This is a genomic window from Microvirga pakistanensis (genome assembly GCF_004458765.1).
Classification (GTDB): Bacteria; Pseudomonadota; Alphaproteobacteria; order Rhizobiales; family Beijerinckiaceae; genus Microvirga; species Microvirga pakistanensis.
This window is the reverse complement of sequence record NZ_SPJX01000156.1, coordinates 203,156-216,149: the sequence shown is the minus strand read 5'-3', so window position 1 is coordinate 216,149 and position 12,994 is coordinate 203,156. Positions and strand designations below refer to the sequence as shown.

Sequence of the window (12,994 nt, the reverse complement as noted above, 5' to 3'; positions counted from 1 at the left end):
AGGGAGCCTGACGCCGTGCCTGTCATCGCCACTTCCGCCGATCTGAACTCGGACGCCGCGCGGGCCAACCGCGCCGCCTGGGCGGAACTCGCCCGTGACCTCCAGGCCCGGCGGCAGGCCGTTGCCGAGGGCGGGCCCGCGAAGGCGCGCGAGCGCCATCTCGCCCGCGGCAAGCTCCTGCCGCGCGAGCGCGTGATGCGCCTGCTCGATCCGGGCGCGCCATTCCTGGAACTCGGTTCGCTTGCGGCCTACGGCATGTACGAGGATGCGATCCACGGGGCCGGGATCATCACCGGCATCGGCCGGGTCGAGGGCCGCGAGGTCATGATCGTCTGCAACGATTCGACGATCAAGGGCGGCACCTATTATCCGATGACGGTGAAGAAGCACCTGCGCGCTCAGGAGATCGCGCGCGAGAACCGTCTGCCGTGCATCTATCTCGTCGATTCGGGCGGCGCGAACCTGCCGCACCAGACGGAGGTTTTTCCCGACCGCGACCATTTCGGCCGCATCTTCTACAACCAGGCGACCCTGTCGTCTCTGGGCATTCCGCAGATCGCCTGCGTGATGGGCTCGTGCACGGCGGGCGGCGCCTATGTGCCGGCCATGTCCGACGAGACCGTGATCGTGCGCCGTCAGGGCACGATCTTTCTCGGTGGCCCGCCCCTGGTGAAGGCGGCGACCGGCGAGGTGGTGTCGGCGGAGGATCTCGGCGGCGCCGATGTTCATGCGCGCCTGTCCGGTGTCGCGGACCACTACGCCACCGACGACGTGCACGCGCTCGCCATCGTGCGGCGCATCGTCGGCACGCTCAACACGCGCAAGTCCGTCGACATCGATCTCGCCGAGCCGGTGGAGCCGAAATACGCCATCGACGATCTCGACGCGATCGTGCCCACCGACCTCAAGAAGCAATACGACATCCGCGAGGTGATCGCGCGGCTCGTCGACGGCTCGGAATTCGACGAGTTCAAGCGGCTCTACGGCACCACCCTGGTCACGGGCTTCGCCCGGATCTGGGGCATGCCCGTGGGCATCGTCGCCAACAACGGCATCCTGTTCTCCGAGAGCGCGCTCAAAGGTGCGCATTTCATCGAGCTGTGCTGCCAGCGGCGGATCCCGCTGCTCTTCCTGCAGAATATCTCCGGCTTCATGGTGGGCCGCCAGTACGAGGCGGGCGGCATCGCCAAGGACGGCGCGAAGCTCGTCACGGCGGTGGCCTGCGCCCGGGTGCCGAAGATCACGTTGCTCGTCGGCGGCTCCTTCGGGGCGGGCAATTACGGCATGTGCGGGCGCGCCTATTCCCCGCGTTTCCTGTTTACCTGGCCCAATTCCCGCATCTCGGTGATGGGCGGCGAGCAGGCGGCGAGCGTTCTGGCGACCGTCCGGCGCGACAACATCGAGGCCGAAGGCAAGTCCTGGAGCGCCGAGGAGGAGGAGGCCTTCAAGGCGCCGATCCGCAGCAAATACGAGGAGGAGGGCTCCCCCTACCACGCCACCGCGCGGCTCTGGGACGACGGCATCATCCTGCCGTCCGAGACCCGGCGCGTGCTGGCGCTCGCCTTCTCGGCGGCGCTCAACGCGCCGATCCCGGAGACGAAGTTCGGCGTGTTCCGGATGTAGGCTTCGAACAAGGGCGGGTCAGGGCGTCTTCCTGCGGGACGATGTCTGCCTCGCCTTGACCTTCTTGGTCTTGGCGCCGGCCTGCGCGGCATGCTGTGCAGCGTGGGCTTCGATCTGCCTCTCAATGTAGGCGTCATTCTCCTGCACGGCGCGTCCCAGCTCGTCGTCGAACCTTTGGGCTTCCTGATTTCTGGACTTGATGATGGATTCCTGAAATTTGGACAGCGCCATTCCGGCAACGCCGGACGGGTCCACGCCACCGACCGTGTTCAGCACGTCCAGCCCGATATTCTCCCCGAACTCCCTCAGCATCCTTCTCTTGTGCGCATCCGCCATGGCGTTCAGATCGACCGGCCCCTGGGGGTGGGCTGGGCAAGACCCGTGGCGGGACAGCAGAGCATGGTGAGGAAACAAAGCTTCAGGATCTGTCGCATGACTGACCGTTCAATCAACAAAGGGATGGGGCAGAGCTGCAACAGGATTACGAAGAAACAGAGTTGCAGTCAAAGCGGAGGTCATTGTCTCCCATGCAGAACCTGTACGGCAGAGCTTGCTGATCCCGTAGGTTTCGAACCTTCGGGGGTGGTCTCCTGGTTTTGGGCTGATGAAAAAAGCCGGTGCCCCGGCCGCTCAAACGGGAGCGCTGTGCGTTATGCCTGCATGCAGGTGACAGCCAGATCCGACGAGCTTCGCAGCGTTTACGCTCGTGCCGTTGCGCAGACGGCAGGAATCCGTGATCCGCGCATCGAGCAGGCGTTTGCCGCCGTTCCCCGCGAGGATTTCCTCCTGCCGCCGCCCTGGACCACCATCAGCGCAGGCGTTGCGATCCAGACCCATGACCTTGCGGGCATCTACGACAATGTTCTTGTGGCCATCGATCGCAGGCGCGGCATCAACAACGGCGAGCCGGCGCTCCATGCGGCCTGGCTCGATGCTGTCGGCCCCCAGCCCGGCGAGGCGGTCGTCCATGTGGGCGCGGGCCTGGGCTATTACACCGCCATCCTGGCGCGCCTGGTCGAACCCGGCGGCCACGTGGACGCCTTCGAGTACGAGGCCGACCTCGCCGCGACGGCCGCGCGGAATCTGAGCGGTTGCGTCAACGTGGCCGTCCATGCGGAATCGGCCTTCGGACGCCCGCTACCCGGGGCCGACGTGATCTACGTGAATGCCGGGGTCGCGGCCCCCGATCCCGAATGGCTGAAAGCGCTCAAGCCCGACGGTCGGCTGATCTTTCCGTGGCAGCCCCATGACGGTTGGGGGCCTGCCGTTCTGGTGCGCCGTCGGGCGGAGGGCTTTCGTGCCACGCCGCTTATGACGGTCGGCTTCATCTCGTGCAGCGGCGCGGCGGCGGAGGAAACGACGCATCCCTTTGCCGAGGCGGATCTCGCCGCCATGCGTTCGATCTGGCTCACCGAAAGCCGGCCTCCCGACCAGAGTGCGATCGCCGTCTACGACCGGGTCTGGTTCTCCTCCGGAGAGGCAGGGGCCTGAAGCAACAGACGCGAAAAACGGGTTCGCACTTTCGGAATCAATCGCTTCTTCCTCTCCCGGCCTGCCGCTCGTGTGTGCTCTCGCACCTTACCTAACGGAATCATGACCTAGACTCATTTCCGAGAGGGACAGGGGAAGCAAGTCGGGCCGGGGTTACAAAGTACCGGAAATGGTTAAAAGTTGTTGCGTGCAGGCAACACCCAGAAACCTTCCTTATCCTGCCGCTCTTGGCCCAAGCGTCGCCGCGATCCCGCCATAAAGCGCGAGCACCTGTAGAAGTCTGTTAAAGTGCTTCCAAACCAACGCTTTATGACGAAGCGCTTCAGGGGCTCAGCCGATTAACGATATCGGACGACCTGTTGCGAGGATCATTGCATCGGTGGCGCAGCACATGGCAGATCACGAAAGTTCCATCCTGTTGGGGCTCTCGTGAGAACCGGATGGAAAAGAGTTGAAGTCCATGCACGCGCGCCTGATCGACACGATGAAGCAGATGAACCGTCGGATGACGGTGGCCGCCTGCGCGCTGGTGCTGCTCGGCACGTCCTCCGCCTTCGCTCTCGACGCCGCGCCGCATCCCCAGCCCCTGACTCAGGCGCTGACGCCCGGCCTCGTTCCAACCGTGAAGTATGGTTCGGTGCGCGAGGCGCTGCGCTCGGGCATGCGCGACTACAATGCGGGCGACAAGCTCGGAGCCGCCGCCGCGCTCGAATACGCGGCGGGGCAAGGGCATACGCTGGCGCTGTGGAAACTCGGTCGCATGTACGCGGACGGCGACGGCGTCGCGCACGACGATCTGCGGGCGTTCGAGTATTTCTCCCGACTCGCGGACCAGCACGCGGACGAGAGCCCGGATTCGCCGAACGCGATGGTCGTCTCGAGCGCGTTCGTGGCGCTGGGCACCTATTTCCTGGACGGCATCAAGGGCACCTACGTGATCGCCAATCCGGCCCGTGCGGTGGAAATGTTCAGCTACGCGGCATCCTATTTCAGCGATTCCAACGCGCAGTACAATCTCGCCCGCCTCTACATGGAGGGAACGGGCGTTTCCCGGGATGCGCGGCAGGCCGCGCGCTGGTTCAACCTGGCGGCTGAAAAGGGGCATCCCCCCTCCCAGGCGCTCCTCGGGCACATGCTGATGAACGGCCAGGGCGTGCCCCGCCAGCGGGCCAAGGGGCTCATGTGGCTGACGCTGGCCCGCGAGGCCGCGATGGCGTCCGGCAAGGACCCGTGGATCGAGAGCCTTCATGCGCAGGCCTTCGCCGGCGCGGACGAGAGCGACCGCAAGCTCGCTCTTGATCTTCTCGAGCAATATATCCAGACCCGCCACTGAAGCATTGGACGTGAAAACCGGATTTGCCCTTTCGGGATCGATCCGAACGTCTATCCCCAGCCTCTCTCAGCCATGACGGCGTAGGATGCGGGGAGGTGCGAGGGTGACGTTTACTCTCCGGTCTCCAGATCGATCATCACCGGCACATGGTCGGAGGGCTTGTCCCAGCCGCGCACCTCCTTGCGGATCGATGCGCTTTTCAGCCTGTCCTGCGCCTGAGGCGACAGGAGGAGATGGTCGATGCGGATGCCGTTGTTCCGCTGGAAGGCTCCGGCCTGATAATCCCAGAACGAGTAGAGACCCGGCTGATCGCTGCAGGAGCGCAAGGCGTCGGCGAATCCGAGATTCAGGAGCTCCCGGAACTTCCTGCGGCTTTCCGGCCGGAACAGCGCGTCGTTCGCCCAGGCCTCCGGATTGGCCGCGTCCTCCGGTTCGGGAATCACGTTGTAGTCGCCGCACAGGACGAGAGGTTCCTCCAGGGCGAGAAGGCGGCGCGCATGGGCGTTCAGCCGGTCCATCCAGGCGAGCTTGTAGTCGAATTTCGGCGTGCCGATGGGATTGCCGTTCGGCAGGTAGATGGAAGCGACCCGCACGATTCCTGCCGGTGTCGAGACGACGCCCTCGAGGTAGCGGGACTGCTCGTCGCCGTCGTCTCCCGGCAGCCCCCGGCGCACATCCTCGAGCGGACGCTTCGACAGGATGGCGACGCCGTTATAGGCCTTCTGGCCATGGGTGACGACGTTGTAGCCGAGCGCTTCGACCTCGGCCCTCGGGAAGGTCTCGTCCGTGCATTTCAGCTCCTGGAGGCACAGCACGTCGGGCTCCGCGCTTTTCACGAAGGTGGCGAGGTGGTCCAATCGCTGCTTGATCGAGTTCACGTTCCAGGTGGCTATGCGCATCTCGTCCGTCTCGTCTGCCTCTCTACAGCCTTCATCGGATGTTCGTCGAAAGCTTGCAAGGTGGCGCTCGCGGCCATCCCCACGGTTGCGTCCCCTGAGGGCATCATGAGCTCGTCATGAATCCATCCTGGTTCCAGGCGATCGACAGCTATTGCGAGCGGCTCGGCCCAGGCTTCTGGGCGGAGCCGGTCAATGCGGCCACGAACGCGGCCTTCCTGCTCGCGGCCGCGCACGCCTTCCTTCTCTGGCGGAGGTGGCGGCCGAGAGACTGGCCCGCCCTGTGGCTCATCGCCGTCACGGCCGTCGTGGGGATCGGAAGCTTCCTGTTCCATACCTTCGCCAATCGATGGTCCCTGCTCGCCGACGTGCTGCCGATCGCGGTGTTCATCTACAGCTATTTTCTGCTGGCCATGTACCGCTACCTGCGCCTGGGAGCCGCCGCCGCGACCGCGGCCACCCTCGCTTTCGCGGTCTTCAACCTGTCCTTCCCGCGCGTGTGGTTCAGCCTCTTTCCCGGCATCGGCCTGAACGGATCGGTCGGCTATCTTCCGGCCCTGGCGGCGCTGGTCGCCGTGGGTATCGCATGCCGGATCCGGCGCGCGGTGCAGCCGGGCCGCGCGCTGCTGTGGGGTGCCGGCGCGTTCGCCCTCTCGCTGGGCTTCCGGTCCATCGACAACGCGGTCTGCCCTGCGCTACCACTCGGCACGCATGCGCTCTGGCACGTGCTGAACGCGCTGGTGCTGTGGATCCTCATGAGAGCGGCGCTGCTGCGCGCTCCCGATCGAAAGGTGCCCCATGTCCCGCATTGAGATCCACGGCTATGCCATCGTGTCGGATGACGAGCGCATCGCCGATGCGGCGGGCCGGACCCCGGACGTGCTGCGCAACGAGGCGGACTGGGCCTATTTTCAGGCCGAGCTCAACCGGTCCGAGGTGACGGTGCTCGGGCGCCTGGGCCACGAGGCCAACCCCAATCCCCGGAACCGCACGCGGATGATCCTGTCCTCCTCCTCACGCGGAATCGAGAGGCGACCGGACGGCTGGTGGTGGAACCCCGGGATGCTCCCATGGGCGGAGGCCATCCGCATGGTCCTGCCGCATGGCGGCCGGGTCGCGGTGCCGGGCGGGCGGCGGGTCTTCGATCTCTTCCTCGACATCGGCTACGACGCGTTCCACCTCACGCGCGCCGAGGGGATTCTCGTCCCGGGCGGGATCGCGCTTTTCTCCGCCTGCGAAGCCGGCAGGAGCGCGGAGGCCGTGCTCTCCGAAGCGGGTCTCGCGCCCGACCCCAGGCAGGTGATCGACCCGGCCGGGCCGGTCAGCCTCGTGGTCTGGCGCAAATGACCTGAAACCGGTGACCTGAAACCTACCCAGTGCGCGCCGAGTTGACGTGCGACAGCCCCTGACGGGAGAAAGCACATGCGCCTCACCATTCCAGCCGTTCTGATCGTCGGCAGTCTCGTGGCCGGCGCCGCCTGGGCCCAGAGCTCGTCTTCGGGAGGCGGAGGCGCCGGTGGAGGCGCTTCCGGCGGAGGCGTCTCCGGGGGCGGCGCCGCGGGAACGTCCTCCGGCGTCGGGACGTCTCCCGGCATCACCGCGCCGTCGACGGGTGCTGCTCCCACGACGACCGACAACAATCCCGCGACCAACGATCCTCCGGCGATCCCGCGTCCCAGGCAGGGCGCTCAGTCCCCGGTCAATCCGGACGAGAATACGGGCCGCGCGCCCGCGCAGGACAGCGCGAACACCGCTCCGACGCCCCCGCCCGGCACCGAAGGGAGCACGGGAGGAACGGCCGCGAGCCGCGGCGGCGACACCACCACGACCGGCGGCATCTCCGGAAGAAACCTGCGGCCGGGCGAGCCGTCTGCCGTTGGTCCGTCGGAACGGGAGGAGGAACTGCTCCGGCAGGGCGAGGAGCTGGAGCAGAAAGCCCGGCAGGGCGTGTGCAAGGGGTGCTGAGCCCCACGGCAGCCCGCGCGGCCAGGCCGGTTCGTGCATGAGGGCACGGCTGAGCTCAATGCTCTGGAAGCCTGGGTTTTCCAGGCTTTCGCCGCGTTCGTAAGCCTTCGTTAACCATGCGCGCTCATTGTTTTCCGCGGCCGATGGAAGTGTTCCAGGCGATTCACCGGGGGTAGCGCTCATGACCGATAAGAGCTTCGCAGAGACGATCCGCGAGAGGGTTGCGGCGGTTGAAGTGGTGGCGGAGGCGATTGCAGAGCACGGGCGGGAAACGGACCTGCGCGATCTGCGCGTTCTGCTCATCAACACCATGAGCCTGCTGAGCCGGGATCCCGGCGTCGAAGCCGCCGTCGACGATCTCTATGCCGCTGCAAGGGAGATCGTGAACGACGCCGCGGCCGGCGTCCATCCGGTCATCCGCAACGTTCGCTGCCTGCGCGGCGCCCTTGTGCGCTTCTCCGAGCGGGTACCCGTCGTGTCCGGCCTGTCCGAGTCCGAAGAGGCCCCGCGCTTCCGCGGCCTGGAGGCGGCCTATGCGGTTCAACTGGAGCGCCAGGAGACGGAAGCAGTGGAGGAGGACGGCGCTGTCCGCTCGGCCGCCTGAAGCATCGTGCGGCGAAGGGGATCCGGCTCGCCGACACCTAGGAGGCCGCTCGGACCAGCGATGCGGCGAGACGCGCCGCCAGCGCGGCGTTGTTCTTGACGAGCGCGATATTGGTCGCAAGGCTGCGGCCGCCCGTGGTCTCGAACAGGAACGACAGCAGGAAGGGCGTCACGGCTTTTCCGGTCACGCCGCGGCGGCTTGCCTCGGCAATCGCCCCGTCGATGAAGCCCCTCATGTCGGACGCGGAGATCTCGTCGGCTTCCGGCACCGGATTGGCCACGAGAACGCCGCCGGTAAGGTCGAGGGCCTGCTTGGTGCGCATGAGATCCGCGATGGCCTCGGGCGTGTCGAGCCGGATCGGAACGGCCAAGCCGCTCGAGCGGCTCCAGAAGGCCGGAAACGTATCGGTCCCGTATCCCACCACCGGCACGCCTCTGGTCTCAAGATATTCCAGGGTTCGCGGCAGGTCGAGGATGGCCTTGGCGCCGGCGCAGACCACGGCGACGGGCGTCCGGGCCAGTTCATCGAGATCGGCCGAGATGTCCATGGTGCTCTCGACCCCTTGATGCACTCCGCCGATCCCGCCGGTGGCGAACACCCGGATTCCGGCCAGGTGCGCGCAGATCATGGTGGCGGCGACCGTCGTCGCGCCATGACGCTTCACGGCAACGGCGTAGGGCAGATCGGCGCGGCTGAGCTTCATCACCTCAGTGGCGGTGCCGAGCCACTCGAGCTCCTCGTCCTTAAGGCCGATCTTGATCCGTCCGCCGATGACGGCGATCGTCGCCGGCACGGCTCCGTTCTCGCGCACCACGGCCTCGACCTCGCGGGCGGTCGCGACGTTCTGCGGGTAGGGCATGCCATGGGTGATGATGGTCGATTCCAAAGCAACGACCGCGCCGCCGCGCTCGAGGGCTGATTCGACCTCGGGGGCGACGTCGAGGAAATAGCCGGTCACGGCATGGCTCATGGGATTTCCCCTTCAGGTTTCCGATGGACGCTCCGCGCCAGGGCGGATTCGAGCAAGGCGGGCGAGAGATCCGGACGGACGCTGTGCGGAGATTCCAGGGTCAATGCCGCCGCGACCGTACCGGTTCGCACCGAGTCCGCCAAGGAGCGGCCCGCGCGCAGGGCCACGAGGGTGGCGGCGATGAGGGCGTCCCCGGCTCCGGTCGCATCGACGATCCGCGCCGGAACCGGCGCGACGCTCGCGAGACCCGTGGAATCGATCGTGAGCACTCCGCCTTCGCCCAGGGTCAGGACGACCCGCGCGGCGCCGCAGGCGCGCAGCGCGACCGCGATCTCGCGCGGCGTCGCGTCGGGCTCGCCCAGGAAGGCTCGCGCCTCGTCCAGGTTGAGGAAGAGGATGCCGACACCGGCGAGGTCGCGCGGCAGGCGCATCACTTTCAGCGCCGAGACGGCGTCGACCGCCAGCATGCGGGAATGCCGCTGCGCCAGATCGAGCAGCGCGTGCAGGGTGGGCGAGGGGAGATTGCAATCGGCGAAGATCCAGGAGTTCAAGACCGCGGCGGAGAGCGCCGGCCATGTTCCGTGCAGGGTCTCGTGCAGGGTCTCATGCAGGGTCTCATGCAGGGTCTCGTGCAGGAGCGATGGCGTGAGTCCGTCGAGGATCGCCATGTCGGCCAGCCCGAGAACGAGTTCGCCGTCCGGGTCGAGAATGGCGACGTATTCCGCGGTCGCATGATCCCGCGAGACCGCCACATGCCGCGTGTCGATCCCGAGGCGCACGAGATCGTCCCGGATCGCGCGTCCGTTCTCGTCCTCGCCGAGGATCGTCACGAGGGTGGACGGGGTGCCGAGCCGCGTGATGGTTTCCGCCACGTTGCGGGCCACGCCGCCGAACGAGCGCTCGGACGTGACCGGGTTGGAGGTCCCGAGCCGGACGGTCTCGCGCGTGCGGTACTTCCGGTCGACGGTCGCGCCTCCGATGCAGATCACCCGGTTGTCGTCTGGGCTCATGCCTGCGGGCCTTTCATGGGATGGCGCTCCTTCGCGCTGACGACAGGCCTCACCGCGTGGCGAACGCGGTCGCGGCTGTGACATCCGACACGTGGTACCCGATCCGCGACACCCGGCACAACCCGAGGCGGACGTCGGGCCGGCTCGTGCGCAACGTCGCGGCTATCCTCTTGCGACGCGCTGGCTGATCCAGTCTTGGGCCATGTCGAGATTGGAGAAGGCGGGGTGGCTGACTCCATCGAGGCGGCCGAAGCCCGCCTCCAGATACCACCGCCCCGGAGCGACCTCGTTCTCGTCCGAAAGACGCACCAGCACTGCCAGGAGACGCTCCTCCTCATCGAGGACCAGCATGCCTTCCTCGTCAAAGCCGGTCGCCACGCGGATGGGCTGGAGGGTGAAGGTCATGCGGCCGCCTGTCCATTCTCCAGGTGCAGGTAGGTAGGGTCGAACTCGCCGGCTTCCTTCAACCTGTTCCAATCCGGAACCTTCAGCCGTGTTCCGTTGGTCTCGATGAGACCCTCGGCCCGCATCTGCTGGAGAACCCGGTTGACGTGAACCGTGGTGAAGCCGAGCGCATCGGCGAACTCGCCCTGTGTGATCGGCAGGTCGCAGGCATGGTCCTCGACCAGGCCGACCGCCCGCAGGCGCACCATCAGCTCGCACAGCACATGGGCCATGCGGCTCATGCCGTCGCGGCGGCCGACATTGGTCACCCATTCCCGGAAGATCGCCGCATCGATGAGCGTCTCGCGCCAGAAGGCCGCGGCGATGCGGGGATGGCGGGTGCAGATGTCGCGCAGGGCCTCATGGGTGATGAAACCGACACTGCATGAGCTGTTGGTGGCCACGCTGTTGTCGAGGACCTTGAGATGGAGGCTCTGGAGGTCGGGAATGTCGCCGGGGATGTTGAAGGAGACGATCTGGCGCTTGCCGCCGGCCGTGAGCTTGTAGGTGCAGGCGAAGCCGCTGAGGAGCAGGCAGGACCGGGAAGGACGGTCCCCCTCGCGCACGATGTCCTGACGGTCCTTGATGACCTGCACTTGCATGGGCAGGGTCTCAAGCGCCTGCCGCTCGTCCTCGGTGAGCGTGAAGACGCTCTCGATCTTGCGGATCAGTGGATTGTGGTCGGGATGAAAAGACGAGTGCATCGCGGCGCTCCCTCGTTGGCAGGCGGGAGCACGTCGTATCTCTCAGGTATCAGCGCCTAGATCCGGTTGCCGATAATAAAAATACCGTCGCACATAAATCAAGACCCGTCATTAATCCATGTTAATCTTAGGCGTTAAATTCGTGGATCGAAGATGATATATCGAAGTGACTTTGATTTCTATGAATGTACTTGTGATGTAGCCAGAGAAAGCTATGTAAATTGATGCCCACAATAAATAATTCATCAGAGCATCTTTCAGGGTGTCCGGCCACTTGGCACTGACCTTTCGCCCGACAGGGAAGGCGAAGACCATGACCCCTGACATCTCATTCATCCCCTTGCGCGTGCTCATCGAGGGTCATGACAGCGAGGGCAACCTCGTCCTCGCGGACAACCAGCTTGCCGCCGTGTTCGTCCGCCTCCACGGGGCGCACCATGACCCCCAGCACAACGGGTGGTGGTACCTGGAAGCCGGGTTCGGCAAGTGCGACATCCAGGCCGCGCCCCTGTTCAGGACGCCCGAAGAGGCCGGAGCCTGGATCGGACAGATCCTGACGGGCAAGCCCGCGCAATTTGCAAAAAGCTCCCTCCGGAACCGGACAGGGCTGCGCTCGGCTCCGTCGGCGCATCCTCTCGGGAGACGGCAACGAACGGGTCCGAGCCGCCGCCTTGCCCGGCCCGCGCGGTCCCGTGTGACGTTCGTCACGGTCGTCACGGCGCGTTGTCGGCAAGATGCGTCCATCGGAGCTTGGGAGGACCGCACCATGATGCTCGGCAATTCAACCGATCCGGAACTCACCGACCTCGTGCAGCGCAGCGAACAGGCCAACGCGGCGCTGATGCGCGGAGACATGAAGACGTACTGCGACCTCGTCACACTCGCCGACGATTTCATGTTGATGTCGCCGTTCGGCGGCACGCCCACCTCTGCGGCCGACTACACGCCCGAGCGCATGGATGCGATGGGACGCTTCTTCAAAAACGGCACCTTCGAGCAGGACGTCCTTCAGGCTTACATTTGCGCCGACATGGCGGTTCTCGCGATCATCGAGCGGGCGCATGTGGAGGTTGGCGGTCTCCCGGCCCAGGATTGGGCGCTGCGCGTGACCCTGGTCTATCGCCGAGACGGGGCGGAGTGGCGCCTGGCCCACCGGCACGCCGATCCCCTGGTCGGCGGTGTCAGCCTGGAGCAGGCGGCAGCCCTTGCCCGTGGCGAAGCGCCTTCCCCCCAGAGGGATCTGCAAGGCTCTGCGCCGGGTCGATGACGTGGGGGAGGGGGACGGCAGAGGACGCGTGGGACGGGACCCTTGAAATCTCCCCGTCATGGCCGGGCTTGTCCCGTCACCCCCTTTCCCTGCGGGAGGAGAGGCCACTACCCCTTTTGAACGTTCCAGGTGAGACAAACGGCACAGAAATTGCAACGTCACGCAAAGTACGTCTCGCCGTGTTCAGTTAGGGTTTACTGGAGGGATGTTGCGGGGGGCAGCAGGCATGACGGCGAGACAGGTTCAACTTTGCCTGTGGCGAAGACTCGAGGCTCAGCGGACGCAGCAGGAGGATTCCCGTGATCCGGCGCTGTCCCGGCGCGAGACGGAGGTGTTGCGCCATCTGACCACGGGGCAGGAGGTCGGCGCCATCGCAAGGCAGCTCTCGGTGAGCGAGACCGCCGTCACCGAGCACATCAGGTCGGTCTTCCGAAAGGCCCGGGCTCGGGTCGAGGCCGACCGGGCAGAAACGTCGCCGCAGGCATCTCTTGAATCTTCCGAACCCTAGAAGGTCTCGTCACGCTTGCCCGTCATCACTGGCCTTGTACCGGTGATTCAATCCGATGCTCCACTCGCGCGAGCACAACGCATCCACCTGAGCCGCGCCGGTAGGCCGTCGCTGGCAGAAGGACAGGCCATGGGGTGTGCCGGCTGAGGTTCAGGCGTACGGCGATTCCGGATCTCAGA

Annotated in this window: 15 protein-coding genes; 9 read left to right on the top strand and 6 right to left on the bottom strand. The window is 65.9% G+C overall.

What is annotated here, in order from left to right; all coding sequences use genetic code 11:
* Positions 1-15 precede the first annotated feature (15 nt).
* Entirely contained in the window at positions 16-1,623 is a 1,608-nt protein-coding gene (locus tag E4K09_RS05770; protein ID WP_134495790.1) for a carboxyl transferase domain-containing protein, read from the top strand.
* A gap of 18 nt (positions 1,624-1,641) precedes the next feature.
* On the opposite strand, the gene E4K09_RS05765 is transcribed toward E4K09_RS05770, so the two are convergent.
* Entirely contained in the window at positions 1,642-1,935 is a 294-nt protein-coding gene (locus tag E4K09_RS05765) for a hypothetical protein (RefSeq protein WP_134495789.1), read from the bottom strand.
* A 348-nt stretch (positions 1,936-2,283) separates the two neighbouring features.
* On the opposite strand from E4K09_RS05765, the gene E4K09_RS05760 reads away from it, so the two are divergent.
* Both E4K09_RS05760 and E4K09_RS05755 read left to right on the top strand, forming a co-directional pair.
* A complete protein-coding gene (locus E4K09_RS05760) occupies positions 2,284-3,114 on the top strand; it encodes a protein-L-isoaspartate O-methyltransferase family protein (protein WP_134495834.1) in 831 nt (276 codons plus the stop codon).
* 493 nt (positions 3,115-3,607) lie between these two features.
* Complete coding sequence (locus E4K09_RS05755) at positions 3,608-4,447, top strand: tetratricopeptide repeat protein (protein ID WP_425293818.1); 840 nt, start codon at positions 3,608-3,610, stop codon at positions 4,445-4,447.
* A gap of 110 nt (positions 4,448-4,557) precedes the next feature.
* On the opposite strand, the gene xth is transcribed toward E4K09_RS05755, so the two are convergent.
* Complete coding sequence (gene xth, locus E4K09_RS05750; RefSeq protein ID WP_134495788.1) at positions 4,558-5,346, bottom strand: exodeoxyribonuclease III; 789 nt, start codon at positions 5,344-5,346, stop codon at positions 4,558-4,560.
* 116 nt (positions 5,347-5,462) lie between these two features.
* Here xth and E4K09_RS05745 point away from each other — a divergent pair, with 116 nt between their 5' ends.
* The 4 genes from E4K09_RS05745 (at position 5,463) to E4K09_RS05730 (ending at position 7,912) form a co-directional block, all read left to right on the top strand.
* The gene (locus E4K09_RS05745; protein WP_134495787.1) at positions 5,463-6,155 is read left to right on the top strand and encodes a ceramidase domain-containing protein; all 693 of its coding nucleotides are present in this window, start codon (positions 5,463-5,465) and stop codon (positions 6,153-6,155) included.
* On the top strand, positions 6,142-6,690 hold the full coding sequence (locus E4K09_RS05740) for a dihydrofolate reductase family protein (protein ID WP_134495786.1): 549 nt from the start codon (positions 6,142-6,144) through the stop codon (positions 6,688-6,690). Before E4K09_RS05745 ends, E4K09_RS05740 begins: the two co-directional genes overlap by 14 nt.
* Before the next feature lie 75 nt (positions 6,691-6,765).
* Positions 6,766-7,308: a RodZ family helix-turn-helix domain-containing protein gene (locus E4K09_RS05735; RefSeq protein ID WP_134495785.1), complete on the top strand. Its 543-nt coding sequence runs from the start codon at positions 6,766-6,768 to the stop codon at positions 7,306-7,308.
* Between the two features lie 181 nt (positions 7,309-7,489).
* Complete coding sequence (locus tag E4K09_RS05730) at positions 7,490-7,912, top strand: hypothetical protein (protein ID WP_134495784.1); 423 nt, start codon at positions 7,490-7,492, stop codon at positions 7,910-7,912.
* 37 nt (positions 7,913-7,949) lie between these two features.
* Here E4K09_RS05730 and E4K09_RS05725 read toward each other — a convergent pair whose 3' ends face one another.
* From E4K09_RS05725 to E4K09_RS05710, 4 genes are all read right to left on the bottom strand, one after another.
* Entirely contained in the window at positions 7,950-8,882 is a 933-nt protein-coding gene (locus E4K09_RS05725) for a pseudouridine-5'-phosphate glycosidase (protein WP_134495783.1), read from the bottom strand.
* Positions 8,879-9,892, bottom strand: a complete 1,014-nt coding sequence (locus E4K09_RS05720) for a carbohydrate kinase family protein (protein WP_166802178.1) — start codon at positions 9,890-9,892, stop codon at positions 8,879-8,881. The genes E4K09_RS05725 and E4K09_RS05720 overlap by 4 nt, the downstream gene beginning before the upstream one ends.
* A gap of 162 nt (positions 9,893-10,054) precedes the next feature.
* Complete coding sequence (locus E4K09_RS05715; RefSeq protein ID WP_134495781.1) at positions 10,055-10,297, bottom strand: hypothetical protein; 243 nt, start codon at positions 10,295-10,297, stop codon at positions 10,055-10,057.
* Positions 10,294-11,040 (bottom strand): Crp/Fnr family transcriptional regulator, encoded by a 747-nt coding sequence (locus E4K09_RS05710; RefSeq protein ID WP_134495780.1) that lies wholly within the window; start codon positions 11,038-11,040, stop codon positions 10,294-10,296. Before E4K09_RS05710 ends, E4K09_RS05715 begins: the two co-directional genes overlap by 4 nt.
* A gap of 313 nt (positions 11,041-11,353) precedes the next feature.
* Between E4K09_RS05710 and E4K09_RS30115 the strand changes: the two genes are divergently transcribed.
* Together E4K09_RS30115 and E4K09_RS05695 are read left to right on the top strand one after the other, a co-directional pair.
* Positions 11,354-12,307: a YybH family protein gene (locus tag E4K09_RS30115; protein WP_244610373.1), complete on the top strand. Its 954-nt coding sequence runs from the start codon at positions 11,354-11,356 to the stop codon at positions 12,305-12,307.
* 226 nt (positions 12,308-12,533) lie between these two features.
* Complete coding sequence (locus E4K09_RS05695; protein ID WP_166802177.1) at positions 12,534-12,815, top strand: LuxR C-terminal-related transcriptional regulator; 282 nt, start codon at positions 12,534-12,536, stop codon at positions 12,813-12,815.
* Positions 12,816-12,994 lie beyond the last annotated feature (179 nt).

Bases quoted from the DNA above. Each gene is read 5' to 3' on its own strand.
- E4K09_RS05765 (WP_134495789.1), bottom strand. From the start codon at position 1,935: ATGCTGAGGGAGTTCGGGGAGAATATCGGGCTGGACGTGCTGAACACG.
- E4K09_RS05760 (WP_134495834.1), top strand. From the start codon at position 2,284: ATGCAGGTGACAGCCAGATCCGACGAGCTTCGCAGCGTTTACGCTCGT.
- E4K09_RS05755 (WP_425293818.1), top strand. From the start codon at position 3,608: ATGAACCGTCGGATGACGGTGGCCGCCTGCGCGCTGGTGCTGCTCGGC.
- xth (WP_134495788.1), bottom strand. From the start codon at position 5,346: ATGCGCATAGCCACCTGGAACGTGAACTCGATCAAGCAGCGATTGGAC.
- E4K09_RS05745 (WP_134495787.1), top strand. From the start codon at position 5,463: ATGAATCCATCCTGGTTCCAGGCGATCGACAGCTATTGCGAGCGGCTC.
- E4K09_RS05740 (WP_134495786.1), top strand. From the start codon at position 6,142: ATGTCCCGCATTGAGATCCACGGCTATGCCATCGTGTCGGATGACGAG.
- E4K09_RS05735 (WP_134495785.1), top strand. From the start codon at position 6,766: ATGCGCCTCACCATTCCAGCCGTTCTGATCGTCGGCAGTCTCGTGGCC.
- E4K09_RS05730 (WP_134495784.1), top strand. From the start codon at position 7,490: ATGACCGATAAGAGCTTCGCAGAGACGATCCGCGAGAGGGTTGCGGCG.
- E4K09_RS05725 (WP_134495783.1), bottom strand. From the start codon at position 8,882: ATGAGCCATGCCGTGACCGGCTATTTCCTCGACGTCGCCCCCGAGGTC.
- E4K09_RS05720 (WP_166802178.1), bottom strand. From the start codon at position 9,892: ATGAGCCCAGACGACAACCGGGTGATCTGCATCGGAGGCGCGACCGTC.
- E4K09_RS05715 (WP_134495781.1), bottom strand. From the start codon at position 10,297: ATGACCTTCACCCTCCAGCCCATCCGCGTGGCGACCGGCTTTGACGAG.
- E4K09_RS05710 (WP_134495780.1), bottom strand. From the start codon at position 11,040: ATGCACTCGTCTTTTCATCCCGACCACAATCCACTGATCCGCAAGATC.
- E4K09_RS30115 (WP_244610373.1), top strand. From the start codon at position 11,354: ATGACCCCTGACATCTCATTCATCCCCTTGCGCGTGCTCATCGAGGGT.
- E4K09_RS05695 (WP_166802177.1), top strand. From the start codon at position 12,534: ATGACGGCGAGACAGGTTCAACTTTGCCTGTGGCGAAGACTCGAGGCT.